At 43.6% G+C, this 23,113-nt stretch carries 16 protein-coding genes; 2 read left to right on the top strand and 14 right to left on the bottom strand.

Annotation, left to right across the window (positions count from 1 at the left end; genetic code table 11):
* Window positions 1-346: 346 nt before the first annotated feature.
* Entirely contained in the window at window positions 347-685 is a 339-nt protein-coding gene (locus I3252_RS01555) for a hypothetical protein (protein ID WP_238034002.1), read from the bottom strand.
* 477 nt (window positions 686-1,162) lie between these two features.
* Between I3252_RS01555 and I3252_RS01550 the strand changes: the two genes are divergently transcribed.
* The gene (locus tag I3252_RS01550) at window positions 1,163-1,993 is read left to right on the top strand and encodes a Cof-type HAD-IIB family hydrolase (RefSeq protein WP_238034001.1); all 831 of its coding nucleotides are present in this window, start codon (window positions 1,163-1,165) and stop codon (window positions 1,991-1,993) included.
* Window positions 1,994-2,558: 565 nt separating this feature from the next.
* Here I3252_RS01550 and I3252_RS01545 read toward each other — a convergent pair.
* On the bottom strand, window positions 2,559-2,822 hold the full coding sequence (locus I3252_RS01545) for a hypothetical protein (RefSeq protein WP_238034000.1): 264 nt from the start codon (window positions 2,820-2,822) through the stop codon (window positions 2,559-2,561).
* A gap of 404 nt (window positions 2,823-3,226) precedes the next feature.
* On the opposite strand from I3252_RS01545, the gene I3252_RS01540 reads away from it, so the two are divergent.
* Entirely contained in the window at window positions 3,227-4,348 is a 1,122-nt protein-coding gene (locus I3252_RS01540; RefSeq protein ID WP_238033999.1) for an extracellular solute-binding protein, read from the top strand.
* Window positions 4,349-4,575: 227 nt separating this feature from the next.
* Here the strand turns inward: I3252_RS01540 and I3252_RS01535 are convergent, their stop codons facing one another.
* From I3252_RS01535 to I3252_RS01480, 12 genes are all read right to left on the bottom strand, one after another.
* Complete coding sequence (locus I3252_RS01535) at window positions 4,576-5,820, bottom strand: FUSC family protein (RefSeq protein WP_201554826.1); 1,245 nt, start codon at window positions 5,818-5,820, stop codon at window positions 4,576-4,578.
* A gap of 258 nt (window positions 5,821-6,078) precedes the next feature.
* Window positions 6,079-7,314, bottom strand: a complete 1,236-nt coding sequence (locus I3252_RS01530; RefSeq protein WP_238033998.1) for an FUSC family protein — start codon at window positions 7,312-7,314, stop codon at window positions 6,079-6,081.
* A 162-nt stretch (window positions 7,315-7,476) separates the two neighbouring features.
* Window positions 7,477-8,898 carry a glutamate synthase subunit beta gene (locus I3252_RS01525; protein ID WP_201554828.1) on the bottom strand — a complete coding sequence of 474 codons (1,422 nt, stop codon included), beginning with the start codon at window positions 8,896-8,898 and terminating at the stop codon, window positions 7,477-7,479.
* Between the two features lie 180 nt (window positions 8,899-9,078).
* Window positions 9,079-13,542 (bottom strand): glutamate synthase large subunit, encoded by a 4,464-nt coding sequence (gene gltB, locus I3252_RS01520; RefSeq protein ID WP_238033997.1) that lies wholly within the window; start codon window positions 13,540-13,542, stop codon window positions 9,079-9,081.
* A 911-nt stretch (window positions 13,543-14,453) separates the two neighbouring features.
* Window positions 14,454-15,527: a hypothetical protein gene (locus I3252_RS01515; protein ID WP_238033996.1), complete on the bottom strand. Its 1,074-nt coding sequence runs from the start codon at window positions 15,525-15,527 to the stop codon at window positions 14,454-14,456.
* 129 nt (window positions 15,528-15,656) lie between these two features.
* Window positions 15,657-16,766 (bottom strand): 3-dehydroquinate synthase, encoded by a 1,110-nt coding sequence (aroB, locus tag I3252_RS01510; protein WP_238033995.1) that lies wholly within the window; start codon window positions 16,764-16,766, stop codon window positions 15,657-15,659.
* Window positions 16,767-16,884: 118 nt separating this feature from the next.
* Window positions 16,885-17,445, bottom strand: coding sequence for a shikimate kinase AroK (aroK, locus tag I3252_RS01505; protein WP_238033994.1), 561 nt, complete (start codon window positions 17,443-17,445; stop codon window positions 16,885-16,887).
* 164 nt (window positions 17,446-17,609) lie between these two features.
* Entirely contained in the window at window positions 17,610-19,949 is a 2,340-nt protein-coding gene (pilQ, locus tag I3252_RS01500) for a type IV pilus secretin PilQ (RefSeq protein WP_238033993.1), read from the bottom strand.
* Window positions 19,950-19,976: 27 nt separating this feature from the next.
* Window positions 19,977-20,510, bottom strand: a complete 534-nt coding sequence (locus tag I3252_RS01495; protein WP_045443920.1) for a pilus assembly protein PilP — start codon at window positions 20,508-20,510, stop codon at window positions 19,977-19,979.
* Entirely contained in the window at window positions 20,510-21,244 is a 735-nt protein-coding gene (gene pilO, locus I3252_RS01490) for a type 4a pilus biogenesis protein PilO (protein ID WP_045453405.1), read from the bottom strand. Before pilO ends, I3252_RS01495 begins: the two co-directional genes overlap by 1 nt.
* Window positions 21,241-21,903 carry a PilN domain-containing protein gene (locus I3252_RS01485; RefSeq protein WP_238033992.1) on the bottom strand — a complete coding sequence of 221 codons (663 nt, stop codon included), beginning with the start codon at window positions 21,901-21,903 and terminating at the stop codon, window positions 21,241-21,243. Before I3252_RS01485 ends, pilO begins: the two co-directional genes overlap by 4 nt.
* Window positions 21,903-22,958, bottom strand: coding sequence for a pilus assembly protein PilM (locus tag I3252_RS01480; protein WP_238033991.1), 1,056 nt, complete (start codon window positions 22,956-22,958; stop codon window positions 21,903-21,905). Before I3252_RS01480 ends, I3252_RS01485 begins: the two co-directional genes overlap by 1 nt.
* Window positions 22,959-23,113: the final 155 nt, after the last annotated feature.

Here is a 23,113-nt window from a genome sequence, read left to right as displayed (position 1 = left end):
AGATAAAGTATAATCAATAAAATTTTTTTCTTAGTGGTTTTTTGTCATCTAGCATCATTGTATTTCTGGAAATAAGCATTGGAACTTTAATGAGTTAGAACGCTGTTACTTCTCCGAGTACAATTGTACTATAAAAATTGGCACAATGACTGCGATATCATTAGTCTAATAGTTAACAAGTCTAATCTATATTTTCCTATAGCACGGTCTCAACCCTAGCATACCACTGACCCACGCTTACTCATAGCTCAGACGTTGCAAACATCACTTACTCTTACTAAAAAGCCGTCTATACACACGGTATAGACGGCTTTTTTACGCTCATTAAAACGACCAAGGCATCAAATCAATACCGACCCATCTCAACCGTTGTCTCAGCAAGCACACTATCGCCTTGCCAAGCCTGCACATCTACCGTATACAGATGATTTTTACCACCTGAACAAGGTGGTTTATACGCCCCTCCCGCTTCCCCTGCACGGCTACGATATTCCGCGATCATCTCAATCCCGACTGACACTTCATAAGTGTGCCCAAACACACGTGGAATCTCAGCACTCGTAGCACCTTCTGGTAGGGCAAACTCTACAATGCCATGTCCACCATGTTGCATACGTTTATTGCTCACATCGTTATAAACGAAAACCAAGCTCTCCGCGCCCATCGGTATGTTTGAGACCGTCATGCTCGGCGTGGCTGGATTTTTGCCATCATAGTTTAGACACTGCTGCCCTTCAGGTATTTTTTTGCCATTTCAAGCAGCATCGTTAAACTTAACATCCATTGCAAAGGCATTGGCAGATAGTGCCAATGTTGCCAGTGCCGTCAAAGCGGTGACTGATTTTAAGGTAAAAATTTTCATACTAGCTCCTTTATGTAGCGGATACCCTGATAAAAACCGTTCATCATTTTGTTAACTGATATTGATCGTTAATCTTAACCTTATAATAAATAGCCAATATTAAGTTAATTATATCGTTTAGGGCTTTTGTTAACCCTTCGAATAAGCGCAAATCAATCGCAATGCCAGCAAAGCGAATACCGCAGCAGTAGCCAAATTTGCATCATCGCAGGTTACTATATAGGTATTTATCTCTTTGGGTGTGTTGTAGTAGTATCTAAATCATTGGTATTGAAACGACTAGAAAACAATAGGATCATCATGTTTATCGAAGACAAAATCGCCAAAGAAAGTATGACTATCAACACTCCGACACCCAAGATCATCTTTTTTGACATCGATGATACCTTGAGCCGCAATGGCATCATTGCCGAACACAACAAAGCGACCCTTGAGCAGCTTGCAGGTACTGATATTAAGCTGGTGATTTCAACGGGACGCTCCAAAGCCATATTGCCAGCAGATATTTTAGCCTTGCTCGAAGCTGATGTCTTAGATGCGATTATTTGTATGAATGGACAGTATAGTTTTGATAAAAAGGGTCGGATTAGCCACTATCCGTTGTCCGCTGAACAAACGGATACCATCGTGCTTCTGTGCCAGCAGAGCGAGTTGATTCATAAGTTTGACTCTGCCACCCATCTCGCTTGGTCAGGTGAAAATGAGCGCTTGCGCGAGTTTAATGCCATCACGCCAAATTCTATCGTTGACCCTGAATATCATAAAGGGAATACCGTCTATCAATGCTCAGTATTTTTTAACAATCAACAAGAGAAAATGCAGGACGTCGATTTTGCCCAGTACGAGTTAAAGCTCGTCCATTGGCATCATATCGGCGCAGATATCTTACCGATAGAGGCATCCAAGGCGCGAGGCATTAAAGACGTCTGTCAATACTATGGGGTAGAAGCCAGTGAGTGTATGGCGTTTGGTGATGGGATGAATGATTTAGAGATGTTTGACTTGGTCGGCTATGCGGTGGCGATGGGTGATGCAAAGCAAGAGTTGATTGCGCGCGCAGACTTTGTTACGGGTACGATTGAGGAGCGCGGTATTCAGTCGGTGCTTGAGCAGTTTCATATTGCGTCTTAGTAGAGTGCTAAACTCTTTTGCTTTTATAAGCTGGGCTTTTAACCCAGCATAGTAACTAAAATACTAAAACCTAGATATCTTTGTAGAACGCACCCTACTCGACTAAACTATAGTATCTGAAGTATTAGTAACATCACCGTCAAGACAATTCCAATTCCAAAGCAAACTTTCATTCCCAGTGGCATATGCTTGAACGGTATTTGAGTCGTGCCATACAGGTGAAGCGTTTCAGCTTTGCTGATAGGATATAACGCTAAGCCTATTCCTAACATAAACATAAAAGGTAATATCACATATATTCGTGGCACCAATTGCGCATTGCCAGTGAATATATAGAATAAGGTAGCCGCTGATATCAACGCTATACCCATCCCTGCTAATCGCGCCATACTTCTAGATTTAGCAAATTGATCTGTTTGTTCGTTCATGACATATGTACGCTATTATTAAGTTATAGACAAGGCGTTTGTGCATTATGGCTTTGAAAGCGCGTAACGTTTTGATTCACCCTATGAACAACGATTATATAATTCAGTTACACAAAAGTCGATTAAAATAAATAAACTCAATTCTTCCCTGCAATCAATCCATAAAGCCAACTACCGATTTTATAAAATCCGACAACAATCAAAATAAGCACCACCGCTGCCAGCACATAGGCCAACCAAACAGGCACATTACTCAGCCAGCCAATCGTAAATGCCAAACCCATGTACGTCTCAACCGGCCAATTAACGATAGGTGTCGGCGAGCCAGCGTTAAACATGGTCATAAAGGCAATTATGCCAAGCACAGCAGTAATCAGTCCAGCGCGTTTACGATTATTCATCTTTTGCCTCTTTTAATTCGAACCATTTAATTAACATTCGATTATTTTTATTTTATCGGTACTCTTTGCATCTTATAAAAACCACGTTGTAAACTCATGGCTTAAGGGTAAAGCAGCTCTCATCATAGCATGATTATTTACGCTTATTATCTTACTCAAATTCAGCAGTAAATCTCATATTTTTAATTTTATACATTCTTCAGCCATTCATCAGCGCCACTTTTAACAATATTATGAAGAACGAACTTCTTTCTTGCCCTTTAAATTCTTAACAATCATAGCCATAATAGTTTCACAACTGGCTCGATACCTTATATTCAGCACTTAGTATTTAGCCCTTAGCTTCCATTATCTATCATTTAACTTTTTACTCATTTGCATCATTCTTATTTAGGAGAGATATTTTGACTCATTTATTATCGCCCCACAACATTGCTCGTAGCGCTCGTATATTACCAAAAGCACTATTAGCCGTGGCTGTTGGGCTAGCACTTGCCAGCTGTAGTAAGTCAGACAATACGGCGGCTGATGGTACAGCGGCGAGTGCTGAAACGCTCAATCTGTATAACTGGTCAGAGTATATGCCGCAAGAAATCCTTGACGGCTTTACTGAAGAGACAGGCATTCGGGTCAATTACACCACTTTCGACTCTAATGAAGCCATGTATGCCAAGCTTAAATTGCTCGATGACTCTAGCCAATATGACTTAGCCATCCCATCAACATATTATGTCGAAAAAATGGCCAAAGAAGGCTTGCTGCAAGAGCTCGATAAATCCAAATTGAGCAATTTTAAGAATCTTGATACGTCTTTTACCAATACCAAGGTTGATCCAGAGAACAAATACTCAATTCCTTATATGTGGGGCAGCACCGGTCTTGCCATTAATGGTGACAAGGTCGATCCTGCAACCGTAAATAGCTGGAACGATTTATGGCGTCCTGAGTATAAAGGGCAAGTGATGCTGATGAACGATATGCGCGAAGTGTTTGGCATGGCGCTATTGACCCTTGGGCATTCAGGTAATAGTAAAAATCCTGACGAAATCAAAGCCGCTTATGAGAAGCTCACGACCTTGATGCCAAATGTGAAGACCTTTAACTCGGATGCCTCGCGTATGCCTTATATGGAAGGCGAAACCACGGTTGGTATGAGTTGGAATGGCGAGGCAATTATCGCCAACAACGAAGGCTTGACCAGCTTGGTTTATAAATATCCAACTGAAGGCGCTATCTTGTGGATGGATAATTTTGTCATTCCTAAAAACGCCAAACAAGTCGATGCAGCGCACAAGTTTATTGACTACTTGCTGCGTCCTGAGAACTCTAAAATCGTCAGTGAAGAGATTGGTTATGCGTCGCCTAATATGGCTGCGCGTGAGATGATGCCAGAAGAGGTGAGAAACAATCCAACCATCTATCCGAGCAAAGACGTGCTGGCAAAAGCGGAGTTCCAAGAAGATGTGGGCGATGAAGCATTGCAAATCTATCAGCAGTATTGGGATAAGCTAAAAACTGGTCGTTAATTACTGTTTGTTGATAGCTGTTTTTAATAGCTTTTTTAACAACTGTTACCGCAAAAAAACGCTGACTTAATAAAGTCAGCGTTTTTTATTTATTCTTTCTTGGCTTTTATTTAACTTTTATAGTCGGTTCAATATAATTTGGATACAAGGAAGGCGAGCGAAAGCACTACCAATAGTAGACTAAGCGAGCCTGACACCGTATCTGATTTATATAGGATTGACTATATTTATAAGTGCAAATCAGTTTCACTGCCTTTGTGCTCGATACGGCGCTGTTCGCGGCGCTGATAGCGTAGACCAGAGGCAGCAAACCATTGCGGTTTGGTGGTTTGTAATAAATCACTAAGTCGCTGCAATTGAACTTGCAAAGTTTGGGTCAGCCAAAAATAGCCTTGCCACTCAAAGCCTAAGTTTTCTACGCTTGGATATTCTGATACGGCGATGCGCGTAATCGGTCGAAATACTTCATCATTTGGACTACGTAATACCGCCGCCATATGCTGCATCGCTTGCGTCAATTCGTGCTGATAATGAATAAGCAAAATATGGTTTTCATCGTCAATCTCAATATTAGCCAAACGCGGTGCGGCACTTAACAGTAAATCAATCGTACCAATGATATTACGATGGGTACGCTGAATGGTCTCTAGCGTTTCTTTTTCAATCCCAGATTCGCTCGCTGTGGCGGCGATATGCGGGCGCACGGCAAGCAAACGCTTATTAATTTTTTGTAATGCTTTCACCAAGGACTTATTGACGGGTGTATCTGGTATAGAACTGTTCGATGGATAAATAATGCTGGCCGAACTGGTCGCCTTACTATATTTAAACGGCTTAGGCACTAATACATCCGCATCAATATGATTGCCAACCCCTGCATACAAATTGCTGCACGTCTCAAGATTACTGGCCAACAAAAACCGCCACATCAACGTCGACTTCAGCGGTAAAATTAACGTTGCGGCCACCGCTACTCCTGCACCAAGCAAAATATTGAACGCGCGATATAAGCCATCTTGGGCAATATTGCTGTGGTCAGGACTCGACACAATCATCAGCATGGTAATACCTGTCAGCAGACCGATATAGCCCAATTGCTTGACCGCCACATAACCGATGATGCCACTGATAATGCCAATCAGCCCATAATACAACCACAGCCACCCACCGATATCTTTAATCAGCCATAAGAAGCTAAGCCCAACTACTACCCCAAGCAAAGTACCCAATATCCGCTCTTTAGCCTTGGTATAAATCGCCCCTTGATATTGTAACAAACCCAAAATCACAAACACGGTAATGGTCGTCCACTCACCATGCGGCAAGTGCGTAAACTCATTTAACAAGAGCGCAATAAGTACAGCCAGACCCAAACGTATGGCATGCAAAACATCTGCATGCTGATAACGGGCATAAGGCTCTACAAACGGGGCGGTAAATCGTTGCCAAAAAGTCGGTTTCACGCAGGGCATCTCTTATAAGTGAAGGAAGAAAAAATCGGTTAAATTGTAGCTACTGGCTTAACTATTGATAAATCGATGATAAAGCGATGATAAAGCGATGATAAAGTCATGACCAAAAAATAACGCCTTTTACCTATTAAAAGATAAAAGACGCTGAAGGTCAAAACATGCTAGCACATAACGACAAAAAAACATCCTAACAACATCGCATTTGGCTATTGGTAATGCTGAAAGGTGCTGACAAATACTTGCCAGCATCTCCTATATTTACAAGTGTAAATCGGACTCGCCCCCCTGCTCTTTCATTCTACGCTGCTCACGCCTTTGATAGCGCAGACCAGAAGCGGCATACCACTGCGGTTTGGTCGTTTGTAGCAGATCACTTAACTGTTGCAGTTGTGCTTGCAACGTTTGCGTCAACCAAAAATATCCCTGCCACTCAAACGTTGCATACTGTACGCTAGGATATTCTGATAGCGCAATACGCGTAATAGGTCGAAAAGTCTGATCGCTTGGACTGCGTAGCACTGCCGCGATATGCTGCATGGCTTGGGTGAGCTCGTGTTGATAGTGAATCAGTAGCGTATGATTATCATCGTCGATATCGATATTCGCCAAACGCGGTGCTGCACTGAGTAACAAATCGATGGTACCGATGATATTGCGATGGGTACGCTGAATCGTTTCTATCGTCTCTTTATGAATGCCGGACTCGCTTGCTGTTGCAGCGATATGTGGACGTACTGCGAGTAATCGCTTGTTTATTTGCTGCAGCGATTTTATCAACGCTTTATTGACAGGCATATCTGCAGTAGTGCTATTTTGAGGATAAGACAGGCTAGCTGAGCTTTTTGCTCTAGTATAGACAAGCGACTTGGGAGCCACTATTTCAGCATCAATATGATGTCCGACACCAGCATAAAGATTACTACAGGCTTCTAAATTATTTGCCAATAAAAATCGCCACATCAACGTCGACTTTAGAGGTAAGATCACTGTCACCATGACCGCAATACCTGTACCGATTAAGATATTGAGTGCACGATAGACACCATCTTGCGCCATATTAACTTGATTCAAATTAGAGACGATCATCAGCATAGTAATGCCAGTGAGTAATCCAGTATACCCTAGCCGCCTGACCGAAAAATAACCAATAATCCCACTAATGATACCAATAAGCAGGTACTCTATCCCTAGCCAAGCACCCGTCCCTTTATTGAACCATAAGATTGCAAATGCCACGACAATACCCAAAACCGTGCCTAGTACTCGCTCTTTGGCTTTGGTATAAATAGCGCCTTGATACTGTAGCAATCCTAAAATAATAAAGACGGTGATCGTCGTCCATTCCCCATGTGGAAAATGGCTTATTTGATTGGCTAACAGCGCAAGTACAATGGCTGCACCGATACGTATGGCGTGCAAGATATCAGCGTGCTGATAGCGCGCATAAGGTTCAATGAATGGTGCAGTAAATCGTTGCCAAATTTTTGGTTTCACGCACAGGTACTCTTATTAATTGAAGAATATATAGTCAATGAAAAGTAATATCGAACCATCATCTACTGCTGATATCAAAAAAAACGTCTCTTACCTGTTAAAAGGCAAAAGACGTTTGAGATCGAAATAGAGTGTTCAATAATTGGATGTAAACCAAACCCATTATACCTCTAAGAAGTCCAAAATACCTTCAGCGGCTTCACGACCTTCCCAAATCGCGGTCACGACCAAATCAGAACCACGTACCATATCACCACCAGCAAATATCTTGGGGTTTTTGGTTTGGAATTTAAAGGTTTGCTTTTCTGCTGCCAGCACGCGACCAGAGCTGTCCATTGCCACTTGCTGAGACTCAAACCAGTCAGCAGGGCTAGGACGGAAGCCAAAAGCCATAATTACGGCATCACATGGGATAATTTCTTCTGAATTAGGAATCGGCTCAGGACGCTGACGACCACGGTTGTCTGGCGCACCCAAGTGAGTCGTGACGACTTTCACGCCATTCACTTTACCATTTAAGCCAATGATTTCTGTCGGTTGACGATTGAATAGAAACTCAACGCCTTCCTCTCGAGCATTGACCACTTCGCGGCGCGAACCTGGCATGTTCTCTTCGTCACGGCGATAGGCACAGACGACTTGCTCAGCGCCTTGGCGAATACTGGTACGGTTACAATCCATCGCAGTATCGCCACCACCTAGCACTACCACTCTTTTACCTTTAAAGTCGATATATTCTTCAGGATTTTTTTCCCAATCGTTGCAGCGATTGACGTTGGCAATTAGGTAATCTAGCGCATCATGAACGCCTTCTAGTTCTTCACCAGCAAAGCCACCGCGCATATAAGTATAAGTACCCATGCCCATAAATACCGCATCATACTCGCTTAACAGTTCATCAATACTAATATCAGTACCGATTTCTGTCTCAAGACGAAATTCCATGCCCATGCCTTCAAAGATGACACGGCGGTTACGCATGACGTCCTTTTCCATTTTAAATTCTGGAATACCAAAAGTCAGTAAACCACCAATTTCAGGACGCTTATCAAACACAACTGGTTTTACGCCGTTTCTAACGAGTATATCCGCACAGCCCAAACCTGCTGGCCCTGCACCGATGATCGCGACTTTTTTGTCTGTCCAAACAACATCAGACATATCCGGACGCCAGCCAAGTGCAAAGGCGGTATCGTTGATGTACTTTTCGACATTACCAATGGTCACAGCGCCAAAGCCATCATTTAAGGTACAAGCGCCTTCACATAAGCGATCTTGTGGACAGACGCGGCCGCAGACCTCAGGCAACGTATTGGTGCGGTGACACAATTCAGCCGCTTGAAATATCTGCCCTTCGGTGGCCAATTTGAGCCAGTTAGGAATGTAATTATGCACAGGGCACTTCCATTCACAATAAGGGTTACCACACTCCAGACAGCGGTGCGACTGCTGCGCAACGGCTTCACTCTCAAACGGTTTATAAATTTCAACAAATTCCGTTGAGCGCGTGGCGATGTCTTTTTTGGTCGGCTCAAGCCGTGGTACATCTAAAAACTGAAAACTATTTTCTAAGCGTTTTGCCATGGTATTGTCTCTTTAATATGAGGCTTTTTATATCAAGCTTTTTTAAAGTGGGCGGTGACAGTCAACGATGTCTCATTTATCGCAAAATTAAGAGGTTTATATCGTGACTGTCACTTACCTGCTGAAAACCTCTAAGTTAAAAGGCTTTTAAAAGCGGAACATTGGATAATCCAAGCAAAGCTATTGTGGGTCAGCCATGGTGGTTTTGAGAAGGCTCGCAATGTTTGCCGCTTTAGGCTTCACCAAATAAAACTTACGAACATAGTGCTCAAAGTCAGCCAATATCGTCTGACCCCACGCGCTGCCTGTTTTATTAACATGCGCTTCGATCACTTGCTGCAAATGGATACGATGCTCTTCGGTTTGCTCACTTGAGATACGATTCAGATCGATCAGCTCATGATTGCAACGGTCAAAGAAGTCCCCTTCCATATCGAGCACATAAGCAAAACCACCTGTCATACCTGCCCCAAAATTGAGACCCGTACGCCCAAGAATAGTGACAATACCACCTGTCATATATTCACAGCAATGATCGCCTGTGCCTTCGATGACTGCGTGCGCGCCAGAGTTACGCACTCCAAAGCGCTCGCCAGCAGTACCAGCTGCATATAGTTTGCCGCCCGTTGCGCCATATAAGCAGGTATTACCAATGATGGCGGTCTCTTGCGCCGTAAAGCTTGAGTCTTTTGGTGGATAAATAACAATCTCACCGCCAGCCATGCCTTTGCCGACATAATCATTGGCATCGCCTTCTAGCTCAATATTTAGACCACCTGCATTCCAGACGCCTAAACTCTGCCCAGCAGTACCAGTCAGATGCAGCTTAATTGGCATATCACTCATGCCAAGGTTGCCCCATACTTGCGCAATCTCACCAGAGATACGCGCGCCGATAGAGCGATCACAGTTACCGACATAATAGCTATAATCGCCGCCATTACCTTGACGAATATTGAGCAGCATATCACTAATCATCTGTTCAGCAAGTAAGCCTTTATCAAACGGCTCATTACGCTCAACCTGACAGGTTTGGGCTTTACCACTACTGGCCGGATGGCTAAATAGTAATGGCGTTAAATCCAAATGACGCTGCTTATCCGTGTTGCCTTCTAATACTTCAAGCAAGTCAGTCCGTCCGACCAACTCTTCCATACTACGCACACCAAGGGCGGCAAGCCATTCGCGCGTTTCCGTTGCTACAAATTTAAAGAAGTTAATGAGCATCTCTGCTTCACCAATGAAATGCTCGTCACGTAGCTTGGCTTTTTGCGTCGCAACCCCAGTCGGGCAATTATTAAGATGGCAAATGCGTAGGTATTTACAACCAACGGCTATCATCGGCGTGGTACCAAAGCCAAAGCTTTCTGCCCCAAGGATAGCGGCTTTTACCACATCAAGTCCTGTCTTTAGACCACCATCAGTTTGAATACGAACTTTATGACGCAAGCCATTTACTCGTAGTGATTGGTGGGTCTCAGCAAGTCCTAGCTCCCATGGTGACCCTGCATGATGGATAGACGATAGCGGAGAGGCTGCTGTGCCGCCATCATAGCCTGAAATGGTGATTAAATCGGCATAGGCTTTTGCCACACCAGTCGCGATAGTACCAACGCCCGGACGTGAGACCAGTTTCACCGATACCAAGGCATCTGGATTGACTTGTTTTAAGTCAAAAATCAGCTGTGCTAAATCTTCGATAGAATAGATATCATGATGCGGTGGCGGTGAAATCAACGTCACACCCGGTACAGAATAACGTAAGCGCGCAATCAGAGCATTGACCTTACCACCCGGCAGCTGACCACCCTCACCCGGCTTGGCACCCTGTGCAACCTTGATTTGCATCACTTCGGCTGAACGCAAATATGCTGGGGTGACGCCAAAACGACCCGAGGCAATTTGTTTGATCTTTGAGTTGCGCAGCGTGCCATAACGTACTGGATCTTCGCCGCCCTCACCAGAGTTTGAACGTCCACCGATGGTATTCATCGCCATGGCAATCGCTTCATGGGCTTCGGGTGACAATGCCCCCAACGACATGCCCGCCGAGTCAAAGCGCGTCAGAATGGATGAGATATCCTCTACGTCATTCACATCGATAGAGTTATCTGTTTTTAATTGCAATAAATCACGCAGGGTCGCAACCGGACGGCTATTAACCAAATCGGCATAATGACGATAATTGTCATAATCACCCGTACGAACCGCGGTATGCAGGCTATTAATCACGTCTGGGTTAAAGGCATGATATTCTTTGTTGAAGACAAACTTCAGTAAGCCACCTTGATCGAGTGGCGCGCGGCGCTTGAAAGCATTCGCCGCTAGCTGTGCTTGATCGGTAGCTAAGTCAGCAAAGGTCGCACCTTTAATACGACTCTGTACGCCTTTGAAACACAGGCTCACCACCTCTTCAGAGAGACCCACTGCTTCAAATAACTGCGCGCCGCGATAAGAGACAATGGTCGAGATGCCCATTTTTGATAAGATTTTTAGCAAGCCTTTATCCAAGCCTTTACGGAAATTAACCCGCGCTTGAATCGGATCACCAAGCAGCTCACCAGTCGCTACTAAGTCATCAATAACATCATAAGCCAAGTAAGGATAAACGCAGGTCGCACCAAAACCAATCAATACTGCCACTTGATGCGAGTCGCGCGCCAAACCAGTCTCAATGATTAAATTAGCATCAGTACGAATACCTTGACCAATCAAATAATGATGCACCGCACCAGTCACCATAATGGCGTTGGCTGGTACTTTATCGGCATCGATGTGTTTATCAGACAACACAATCAAAGTGTGACCAGCTCGGATGCTGTTAGCCACTTGCTCGCAGATAGCCATGATGGCTTCTGATAACTCAAGGGTGCGATCATAGTTTAAATCAATACGCGCCATTTTAAAGGCTGGATCACCCAAGGTCTCAAGCTGCTGCATCTTGCTGGCTGACAGTACAGGCGACGATAAGATAATACGGTGTGCATCTCGCGCTGATGGCGCAAACACGTTAGTTTCAGCACCGAGGCAGGTCTGCAATGACATCACGATAGATTCACGCAATGGATCAATCGGTGGATTGGTCACCTGTGCGAACTGCTGACGGAAGAAATCACCGACATGGCGGATTTGCTGCGACAGCACTGCCATAGGCGTATCATCACCCATTGAACCGACAGGTTCTTGACCATTTTCGGCGTTGGGGCGGATAATTTCAGTACGCTCTTCATTGGTGATGTGATACATTTTTTGCAGTGTTTTTAGCTCATTACCACGGCATGTTTGCGCTGCTAACTCTTCCTCTAAACGCTCATCATCACGGATACGGGTTGCTTCTTCACGCAGCCATTTACGGTACGGATGGGCTTTTTTAAGTAACGTCGCAATCGCTTTAGTATCTAAAATTTGACCCGTTAAAGTATCAATAACGAGCATTTGACCAGGGCCAACGCGTCCTTTTGCCAATACATCTTTTGGCGAGTAATCCCACACACCAACTTCAGAAGCAACGGTGATATAGCCGTTCTTGGTCGTCACCCAGCGCGATGGGCGCAGACCGTTACGATCAAGCATACAGACCGCATAGCGTCCATCTTGAATCACCAAACCTGCTGGACCATCCCACGCTTCCATGTGCTGCGAATAAAACTCATAAAAGGCGCGCAAATCCATATCCATGCTATCGACATTCTGCCAAGCAGGTGGCACGAGAATCGACATCGCATGGAATAGATTCATACCACCTGACATGAGGACTTCAAGCATATTATCTAAGCTTGATGAGTCAGAGCCCGTACTGTTCACCAGTGGCGTCAATTCATTCAAATTGGGCAGTTTGTCTGATTTTAGTTTTGGCGTCCGTGCCTCAGACCAGTTGCGATTGCCTGTGATGGTATTCAACTCGCCATTGTGGGCAAGATAACGAAACGGCTGAGCCAAAGGCCAACGCGGCAAGGTATTGGTGGAGAAACGTTGATGAAATACCACGATATGCGATGCCAAACGCGCATCTTGTAGATCCAAGAAAAATGCTGGCAAGTCTGATGGCATCACCAAACCTTTATAAATGATCGTCTGGCAGCTTAATGAGCACACATAAAACAGCTCATCATTAGCTAAGCGCTGCTCTGCTTTTTTGCGTGCGACAAACAGTTTACGATTAAAGTCGTCCGCTGCCAAATCATCGGGTGCGTTGACAAACACTTGCTTAAAATCAGGTAAAGTCTCACGGCCAATGTCACCGACGATGCTCAAATCAAGCGGCACATCACGCCAGCCAGCAACCTCTAATCCTTGGGCGACAATCTCATCGCTAAGCACTTGCTGGCTATCACAAGCTTTTGTCTCGTCTAAATTGACAAAGATCATACCAACGGCAAAGTTGTTAGTAATCGCGAACCCTTGCTCAGCAGCAATACCTCTAAAAAACTCAACAGGCGTCGCCAGTAGTAGACCACAACCATCACCCGTTCTACCATCAGCAGCAACACCGCCGCGATGGGTCATACAGCTTAGACTATGAATAGCAGTTTTTACCAAATCATGGCTGGCTTGTCCCTCAATATGAGCGATCAAACCAAAACCACAGTTATCAGAAAAGTCATCTGGCGTGGCCAGGTGGGTTTGCGAGGAAATCATTGACATGGCTAGTCCTTTTAGGTGAACGGGCAATTTATGCATCCAATGCAGATCATAAACTGAAGACCGTAAGCAGAACGGGCTAATAATTAATATTCGTATATCCGAATTAATAAATGGTGTGACGCTCATAGACATCATACTTTGAGACTAAGGTGAAAGCTCTGGCACTCCCAGTCCTTGAATGATGTTTCAATAGATCATTAACATATTAAAAGATAGTAAACGGTCGCCCTTGGCAATGACATACAGCCCTGTATACCCGTTACCTAATCATCAATAACGCAATGTCGCTATCTTGAGTGTCACTTGTTATCACACCATGCCTAGCCATCCAGACTGATTGACTACGCATGTAATAACCGTGCATTTGATTAATTTTGAATATCTGACGCTCTGTAATCAAGCGCTTCATTCACTCTAAAGAGAGCGATAATAAGAGAGGTTGCGTCACTTGCGATAGCTTAATTATAGATAGCAAGTGACAACGCTTGAGACAAAAAAATTTAGTAACGCATCTTTTAAATGATAAAAGTTTACCAATTCATTGTTAAAAAACAATTTTTACGATAACTATACAGAACGTCGCCCACAGTTATATTAGTTAATGACGGACAAAAAATCTAGTCTTTTCTATCGATTCACCCACCATATTTTGTAAGAGAACTTATTACTATTGGTTATAGGATGATTCAATGTTCTATGCAAATTTTGATACATAGTATCTGTGACAAGGCTTAGTTGAGATACTTAATTAAGATCAACTTCTTTTGGAAATGTATTTTTAGTACTAATTATATGCTTTATGATGCTCCACAAAAAAACCCACTAACCAGCTTGTCAGTGGGCTTTTGTCAATTATAGTGATAACGAGGTTATCATAACTATCAACGATATGGTCAAAGGACAAACATACTCTAATTACTTTTGTCTTCTATCAGTGTTTTTATGCTGTCGTTATTGCTCTTAGGAGGATTGGTATTCTTGCTAGGAGCGTTTGCGCCAGAATTTGTGCTACTGGTACTACTTGGCGGCTTTGGTGTTGCGACTACTGGGGGTTTTTTAGTGGTATTTTCAGTGCCTGATGTCGCTGGTTTTTTATTCTCTGATTCAGACTTAGTTCCACTACCTTCATTTTTAGGCGTAGTAACAGATGATACTTCCTCTTCATTGCCAACAATACGCTCTTCAGTGACCGATAAAGTATCGGAGGTATCCGCTGACTGACGGATACTTTCATTGTCGCTGTTACTGGCAGTTTCTTGACTGCTACGACCAGCATTGTCCCCATTATCCGTTTCTGGCAGTGGCTGGCGCACTGGCACTTCGCGCTTAGTCGGTTTTAGATCAACAGAACGTGTGCGTCTGGTACTCAAATCTTTAACTGGATCAGGGCGTTCATAATTATCAATGATACCGACATAACGATTGATCTCTTCTGGCAACACGCGCACATTGGCTGGCAACTTAAAGTCTATCAGTTTTGCCGCGCCAACGGCTTCTTGTGGACTACTCATGAGCCCATAAGTTAACATATAGCGGACTTGATTTTCATCGTCAAGATAACGGAAATAAGCAAATTTATTACGGTCTGCGCGGCCTTCTAGATAACTGACAATCACATCGTTTTCGGCGACATTCATCACCTGCACTGTCCACTTACCTTTATTCGCCAACAAATAACGTTTGTCTTTAAACTCAGCAGGATAATTGCGCAAATCACGTACCGTCGTATCAAAACTAATGGGCTGCACGTCGGTATCAAGCTCGTGTAACGACTCTATTTTTAAGGGCTGCTCAAGCTCAGCACTCAATGGTTGCGGTGCTGATATGGGGGCATTTTCAATTTTGGCACCCATCGCTGGCGTTTGACTAAACATCCAAATCAGAGCCGTAACCACACCCAGCAGCAAGGTCATTATCAGCCAAATCAACGCTTGACGGCGATATGACTGGCTAGCGGTACGCGGCGTCGATCTTGAAGCTGCCATGGGAGTATCCTTGGTGAAAATAAAGTTGACCGCATTCAAGAGATGCGCAGTAAGTAGAATGGCGGCGAGCCAGTCTGCTTTAAACCCTTGAGTTCAGTGAGTATTCATGAGCACTAAAGCTTTAAGACATTATACGCGGTGTTGTGACAATACCTCGAGTAAAAGATCTTCATCGAAATCATTGGTCAATACGGCCTGACCTAGTGATTTTAACAAAATCAGGCGGATTTGTCCGTGTTTCACTTTTTTATCATGTCCCATCAAGCTTAGCGCCGTTTGTGTATCAATGCGTGGCGGGGTGATAGGCAAATTTGCTAAGGTTAAAATACGCTTAATACGAGCAACGTCTTCGGCCGTTAACCAACCCATTTTCTGTGATAACTCTGCGGCTTGTAACATGCCAGCAGCGACTGCCTCACCGTGTAGCCAATTACCATAGCCTTCATGTGTTTCAATGACATGACCAAAAGTATGACCAAAATTTAACAATGCTCGCACGCCTGACTCTCTTTCATCTTGCGCGACGACATCCGCTTTATACTGACAGCAGCGTTTTACGGCATCACCAAGTACCGCTAAATCCAAATCCATCATCGCTGGCAGATTGACTTCCAGCCAATCTAAGAACGCGACATCCATAATGAGTGCATACTTAATAACCTCAGCCAACCCGGCTGACAACTCGCGCGCTGGCAAAGTCTTCAGCGTACTCATATCAGCAAGTACCATTTGCGGCTGCCAAAAAGCGCCAATCATGTTTTTGCCTTGAGGATGATTGATGCCCGTCTTACCACCAACGCTCGAATCCACTTGTGACAGTAGCGTGGTTGGAATCTGGATAAAATTTACACCGCGCATAAAGCTTGCTGCAGCAAAGCCTGTCATATCACCAATAACGCCACCACCTAAAGCAATAAGCGTAACGTCACGATTAAAATGCGCTGCCATCAATACATCGTAAATTTGATTGATACTGCTCTGATGCTTATATTGCTCACCATCTGGCAATACGCAAACACGCACAGTGAACTGCTCTGTTAACTCTTTCTCTAAAGCGTTTAGGTACAAAGGCGCAACAGTGTCATTAGTGACAATCAATACTTGGCGACCACGAATATAAGGTGTGATCAGCTTTGCCATACTGTTATGATCTATCGCTGTTTTCTCAGTAATGACGATTGGATAGTCATGGCTTTGCGTATGAACCGTTAAACCGTCATGAAACAGTGGCGTTGCCATTAAACACTCCCTAAGCATTTTGAATGAGATAAAAGTAGCTGAGCTTAACTAGGGCGCGTCCTGATTTTTATCGCCATTTTTAAATGAGGACACGCCTTGATAAAGTTTATCATTATGGTTAATTTTCTTTATCTTCTGGTGCTATAGCAGTCGAGTCAGTAAATGACTCTAGTTGCTGTAAGAGCTGATTGACCATATGACGGGGATAAGTATGACCAGTTGGCATAATAATATGAGCGACTTGGCGATATAAGGGATCACGAGTGCTATATAAATCTTGCAAGATTTTTCTAGGATTTGGCTGCTGTAACAGTGGTCGTGATTTGTCTTTAGCCGTGCGAGCCATTTGCACATCAACTGGCGCATTCAAATAAACCACGATACCGCGCTGATGCAAAAACGCTCTGTTTTCAGCACACATCACAGCGCCACCACCTGTCGCTAAGACGATTTGGTCTTTTTGAGTCAACTCATCGATGGCGCGCGTTTCACGCTCACGGAAGCCCGCCTCGCCTTCTTTAGCGAATATCCAAGCAATGTCAGCCCCTGTCTGCGATTCAATGTGCCAATCACTGTCTACAAAGGTGCGCCCCAACTGCTTAGCCAGCAATTTACCGATGGTTGTCTTCCCTGCTCCCATCGGCCCTACTAAAAACACCGACGGCAATTCCTCCACCATAATACTTACTCAGCTAAATTAGCTATGATACAACGTCATTGATATTCTGGCTAGTAATGAGCGTTGATTATTGTTAGTAAAATTCAATCAATATGAAAATTTTCCCATAAAAAAAGCAAGCGTTGATGCTTGCTTCTTTTGAGCGAAAACCAATCAATAAATGATTAATCTATGCGGCTAATACCATCATTGATTAATTTTGGCGTGATAAATATCAATAACTCTTCTTTAGAATTACTACGCACATCTTTACGGAAAGCGCGACCAATATAAGGTAGGTCTCCTAAGAACGGTACTTTATCAACACCATTGCTGGTACGATTCTTAAAGACACCACCCAACACAACCGTTTGACCATCTTCAACAATAACATTGGTCGAAATAGAATCTTCAGCAATAGCAACCTGATTATTAATAATGGTCGGCGTACCGTTAGTGATTAACAATTGCAAACCGATTTTACCATCTGGGGTGATATTTGGTGTGGCCTCTAGACTCAATGCTGCTTCTTTAAAGCTAGTAGTGGTTGCTCCACTGGCAGACGCTTCTTGATAAGGAATCTGCGTCCCTGAAGAGACTTTCGCCGTTTGCTTGTCTGCTGTCAGAATCTTCGGCGTAGAAATCACTTCACCGCGATTATCCGCTTGCAGTGCTGACAATTCAAGATCAAGCATTACATCTGACATGCTCAGCAAGCCAAAGGCAATACTACCAGCAGGGTTGGCAACCCCTAAATCAACGTTTAAGTTATCAGGGCGGCTAATATCGTATGAAGGATAAGAAACCGTTTGACCATTTACCGTCGTCGTTTCTACATCAAAGTCTTTTAAATCCCATAACGTTTGATTACTACCACCGACCAATAAATTACGGTTGTTGGCAGCACCATTTGACAAGATACCCCAACGAACCCCAATCTCTTTACTAAAGCTATCAGTGGCACTCACAATACGCGCTTCAATCATGACCTGACGGACTGGAATATCAATTTTACCAATCAATTTATGGATATTTTCGATACTGTCAGCCACATCTTTAATAATTAAAGTATTGGTACGTTCATCTACCGTTACCGTTCCACGATTAGACAATAAGGTATTGTTATCAGCAGCATTTGCGTTGCTGCCACCTGATGAGCCACTGCCTTGAGAAATAAGTGTCAAAACATCTGGCGCTTTTGCATAGCTAAGACGAATATATTCTGTGCGTAATGGCGCAAAAGACTCAACCGCTTGCTGCGCTTCAAGCTCACGTGCTTCTTGCTCAGCAAGCTCGGTAGAAGGCGCAACCAAAATGACATTGCCATTCTCACGCTTACCAAGATTCTTACTCTTTAGAATAATATCTAGCGCTTGATCCCATGGGACATTAATCAGGCGTAAGGTGATATTGCCCGCGACTGAATCACTAGCCACAATATTCATTTCTGTGAACTGCGCTAGGATATCTAAGACACTGCGAATCTCAACGTCTTGAAACTCCATAGATAGCGCTTCACCGCTATAGACTTTTTCTTCAAGTGTTGGCTCACGTAGTAGCTCAGGTTTTCTGATATTAATATTCAGCTGATTGCCTGATTGATAAGCCTGATACTCATAATCTTCTTTGACATTAATAGTAATTACACCATTTTGACCTTGGTTTTTAGTATCAATACTATCAACCAGACCACTATTAATATTCAAACGGCGCAATAAATTTCTTGGCACGGTGCTACCCGTTAAGCGTACCACTAACTTGTTGCCTTGACGTTGGACATCAACGGGAATGGCTTCATTGGTAAGTGCGATGCTAACGTTGCCACCACCATCATTTCCTGCGGCAAAATTGACGGCACTCAAACCATCATAGCTATATTGCTTACTCACTTGCGATGCAGCAAGTTGTGGGCTTAATAATGGGTTAACTCTGACCACCATGGTATCAGCAGGCACTTGATTTTTAACCACCGTTTTACTGGCTATATTGACTGCCGATGCACTACTGGTTTCTACAATCGGTGTAACGACTGCTGTCGTCGTGATCGCATTATTGTCATTGAGTACGTCTTGGATAGGATCATTGGTCATTACTGGACGATTAGGATCAGTAATGGTCAATAGTAAATCGTTACCTTCAATCGATGTCGTATAGTTACCTGCCTGTTTTAGCTCAACAATCAGGCGCGTAGTACTGTCACTATTCAACGTCGTGACCTTATCAATCATACCAATATTGTATTCATTAAAGCGACTAGCAAGTCCATTCTGCACTTTTTCAAAATCTAGTACCAAACGGCTAGGGTTATCAAGCTGATAGGCGGCAGGTAACACTGGTAAACCGTCAAATCCCAAACGCATTTGCGTCACTGCTGGTGCAGTTTGTACCACAGAAACTTCGTTAATGCGCTGTGCGGCATGGGCACTATTACTCACTGCTACCATGCTGATTGCCAATGCTGAAATGGCAAAAGCAGAAGATACGCGGTTGCTCATCATCATTACCTTGTTATTGCGTACTGTCATTATTTATTCCTCAAAAAATCTGCCGACTTAGCTTATGGGTGAAACCAACGACTGGGGTTTTTCAACAAACCCAGCGCGGCTGTCTGGCACAATTTCAATCAAGTTAATCTGGGTCGGCGTGATTTCAACAATACGGCCGTCATTTAGTCCAAGATAATCACCTACTTTAACACTCGCGACTGAACCATCAGGGCGTTGTACCAACGCATATCGCTGACCTTCAGGTGAAATTACGACACCACGAAAAATCAGTTGCGATAGCTCATATTGCTCAAGAGGTTCTTTCACTCTGGTAATGTCAGGACGCACACCATCGATGGAAGTGGTAGGACCTTGGACATTGACTAAACTCGGTGGTAAGAATGGACTGCGCTGTGCGCTGGCACTATAAACAAAGTCTTCTACTAGCTCAGCTTTGGGCGGTGGTTCAATAGGTTGAGCTGGCTGATTACGGATATCGTTCATTGATTGCTCTGCCATACCAATGCGATCCGCACACCCTGTCATGGACAATACAGCCATGCTTAAAACCAATAGCGTAGGCAGTTTTTGAATATTCATTAGTTGCCTCCTGCATTATCAGTGGTTGCAGCGTCAGTGACAGCAACCGTTTCATCACCCTCAGGGTCAGCTTCTTTTGAACGATAGGTTTTGGTTTGTAATACCAAATTAAGCTCCGGTAAAACATCCAATGTCGGCTGCGGATTGCTGACCTCAAAATCATGCATAGTAATGATTCGTGGTAAGGCGGCAAGACCACTAATAAAGCTACCAAACTGATGATATTCGCCCAAAGCAGCAATGCGGATAGGTTGCTCAATAAAAAATTCGTTTTCAATCTCAGGCTCTACTGAAATGTCTTGAAAACGTATATTGCTGCCGACACCCGTCATGTTAATGCCCTCTACCAGCTCTGATACACGCGTATCTTTTGGTAGCTGATCGAGTAAGGTATTGAACTCAGCTTCCATTTGGACAACTTGCTCTTGGTAAGCTTTTAAATGACGCGCGCGTGATTCTTTTTCACGATAGCTATCAAGTAATGTTTGTTGCTGGCTCTCAGCAGCATTGATCTCATCGATCTTACTACTAATCGGTAAAGCCCATGCCAACGCTGCGATGAGCGTAATGATAAGCCCTATTACCGTTACCTTTACAGGTAATGGCCAGCTGCCGTAGTTTTCAGAGTCTAACGACTCAAAACTGCGGCGAAATTCCTGTAAATCAAACTGTTGCTTTGGTTTTAAGGCTGTTTTTTTGGTTTTAATCAAGCTTTTTTTACGGTTAAGCTTCATAACTCACCTCCAGGTACAGTGGTACCGTCAGCACCTTCTACAGGAACGGCTGTTTCCGACTGTACTTTGGTCGTGATCACAAACTGTACATAACTGTCTTCAGGATAAATAGGACGCGGCTGTTCGCCAGCGGTGACCGTATTATTAAGCACTGGTGCAGATTCATAAGCACTGATATTTTGTTGGATATTACTAACGGCTGAATCACCCATCCATTTACTATCATCAAGATTACGAATCAAACTTGATACAATGTTTGGATTATCAGCTAGACCTGTCAGCGTCAAAACATCGCCTTCACGTTTGAGGTTATTCAAATAGAGTGCCGGCGGGATGGCTTTAGCAAGATCATCCCATAAACGAACAGGCACAGGACGTCGACCCTGCAAGTCTTGAATGACTTGCATACGTGAAATGATATCGTCACGGCGCTGCTCCAGACTATCAATTTCAGTCAAAGCCGTATCTAAAAGCGCATTTTCTTTTTCAATCAATGCGTTCGCATCCAGTTGTTCATCAAGCTCGTTGTTAAAGTAGCTCCATGAAGCAAATGCAGCCAATAAAGTAAGCAAAGTCACTGCCACTACTAACGTGAGAAATTCTTTATTGCGACGCTCGCGCTCTTCTTGGCGCCAAGGTAATAGGTTAATACGAGCCATTAGTCGAAGCTCCTTAACGCAAGACCGCATGCAGCCATTAAACTTGGTGCATCAATGGCCAGTTGCTCATTATCGATATTTGGTGCAATAGTCATATTGATAAAAGGGTTGGCAATACTAACAGTCACCCCAAGTTTTTGCTGTGCCATGCCAGCAAGACCAGCAATAGAGCTACTACCACCAGCAAGAACCACATGATCGATACTACTGTATTGGCTTGAAGAGAAGTAAAATTGCAACGAACGAGTAATTTGTTGAATGGTATTCTCAATAAAAGGCGTCAACACATCAAGATAGTAGTCATCTGGTAAGGTACGCTCACGCTTACTGATAGCCGCTTCTTCAGCAGATAGTCCATAACGATTTTGTATCGCTTCTGTCAACTGAACACCACCAAATAGTTGTTCACGGCTATAGATAAACTCACCGTTCTTAGCGATATATAAAGTCGTTTGATTATGACCAATATCTATCAAAGCCACTAATTCAGGGGTATTTGGTAAGTTATCTACCATGAGTCCGAAAGCACGCTCTATCGCATGGGATTCGATATCCATGACCTTCGTTTGAAGACCACCAAAGGTTAAGGCATCAACTCTTTGGTCAACATTCTCCGAGCGTGATGCGGCAAGTAAGACTTGCACCATATCATCACTTACTAAAGAAGGCCCTAAAACTTCAAAGTCTAAGTTGACGTCTTCTAATGGATAAGGTATGTATTGATCAGCATCTAAACGTATTTGAGCTTCGCGCTCAACATCGCTTAGCGCAGCATCCATATCAATAATTTTAGTAATCACTGCTGACCCTGATACGGCAGTTGCAGCACTACTACCAGCGACATGACAACGTTTAGCTAAGTTAGCAATAATATGACCAACCGCTTCAGTATCTACAAGAAGTTTATCGACGACTATACCTTCTGGCAGTCTTTCAATACCATAAGATTTTAGATGAAACATGCCCTGTTGGCGCTGTATGTCAACCAACTTTACTGAAGTGGCACAGATATCCACACCAATTAAATTCTGACTTTTGGAAGTAAATAGCCTCACAAACTCTATACCTTATATTAAGTGTACAATCTGATAGTTATTTGTAATAATTCAGTACAATACTTTACTTAACAGATAGATTCAAGCATTTAAACAGGTTATTAAGGTCAACTTACACATTTATTATGACCTGCTGATTTTGTTCAAGGTATAAT

The sequence above is a fragment of the Psychrobacter sp. Ps4 genome (assembly GCF_022129285.1).
Classification (GTDB): Bacteria; Pseudomonadota; Gammaproteobacteria; order Pseudomonadales; family Moraxellaceae; genus Psychrobacter; species Psychrobacter immobilis_A.
This window is presented reverse-complemented; position numbering and strand designations above follow the sequence as displayed.

Excerpts from the sequence above, each read along its gene's own strand:
- I3252_RS01485 (WP_238033992.1), bottom strand. The coding sequence starts at position 21,903 with ATGGCTCGTATTAACCTATTACCTTGGCGCCAAGAAGAGCGCGAGCGT.
- I3252_RS01525 (WP_201554828.1), bottom strand. The coding sequence starts at position 8,898 with ATGGCAAAACGCTTAGAAAATAGTTTTCAGTTTTTAGATGTACCACGG.
- I3252_RS01550 (WP_238034001.1), top strand. The coding sequence starts at position 1,163 with ATGTTTATCGAAGACAAAATCGCCAAAGAAAGTATGACTATCAACACT.
- pilQ (WP_238033993.1), bottom strand. The coding sequence starts at position 19,949 with ATGACAGTACGCAATAACAAGGTAATGATGATGAGCAACCGCGTATCT.
- I3252_RS01555 (WP_238034002.1), bottom strand. The coding sequence starts at position 685 with ATGACGGTCTCAAACATACCGATGGGCGCGGAGAGCTTGGTTTTCGTT.
- pilO (WP_045453405.1), bottom strand. The coding sequence starts at position 21,244 with ATGAAGCTTAACCGTAAAAAAAGCTTGATTAAAACCAAAAAAACAGCC.
- gltB (WP_238033997.1), bottom strand. The coding sequence starts at position 13,542 with ATGTCAATGATTTCCTCGCAAACCCACCTGGCCACGCCAGATGACTTT.
- I3252_RS01495 (WP_045443920.1), bottom strand. The coding sequence starts at position 20,510 with ATGAATATTCAAAAACTGCCTACGCTATTGGTTTTAAGCATGGCTGTA.
- aroB (WP_238033995.1), bottom strand. The coding sequence starts at position 16,766 with ATGGCAACGCCACTGTTTCATGACGGTTTAACGGTTCATACGCAAAGC.
- I3252_RS01535 (WP_201554826.1), bottom strand. The coding sequence starts at position 5,820 with ATGCCCTGCGTGAAACCGACTTTTTGGCAACGATTTACCGCCCCGTTT.
- I3252_RS01515 (WP_238033996.1), bottom strand. The coding sequence starts at position 15,527 with ATGGCAGCTTCAAGATCGACGCCGCGTACCGCTAGCCAGTCATATCGC.
- I3252_RS01545 (WP_238034000.1), bottom strand. The coding sequence starts at position 2,822 with ATGAATAATCGTAAACGCGCTGGACTGATTACTGCTGTGCTTGGCATA.
- aroK (WP_238033994.1), bottom strand. The coding sequence starts at position 17,445 with ATGGTGGAGGAATTGCCGTCGGTGTTTTTAGTAGGGCCGATGGGAGCA.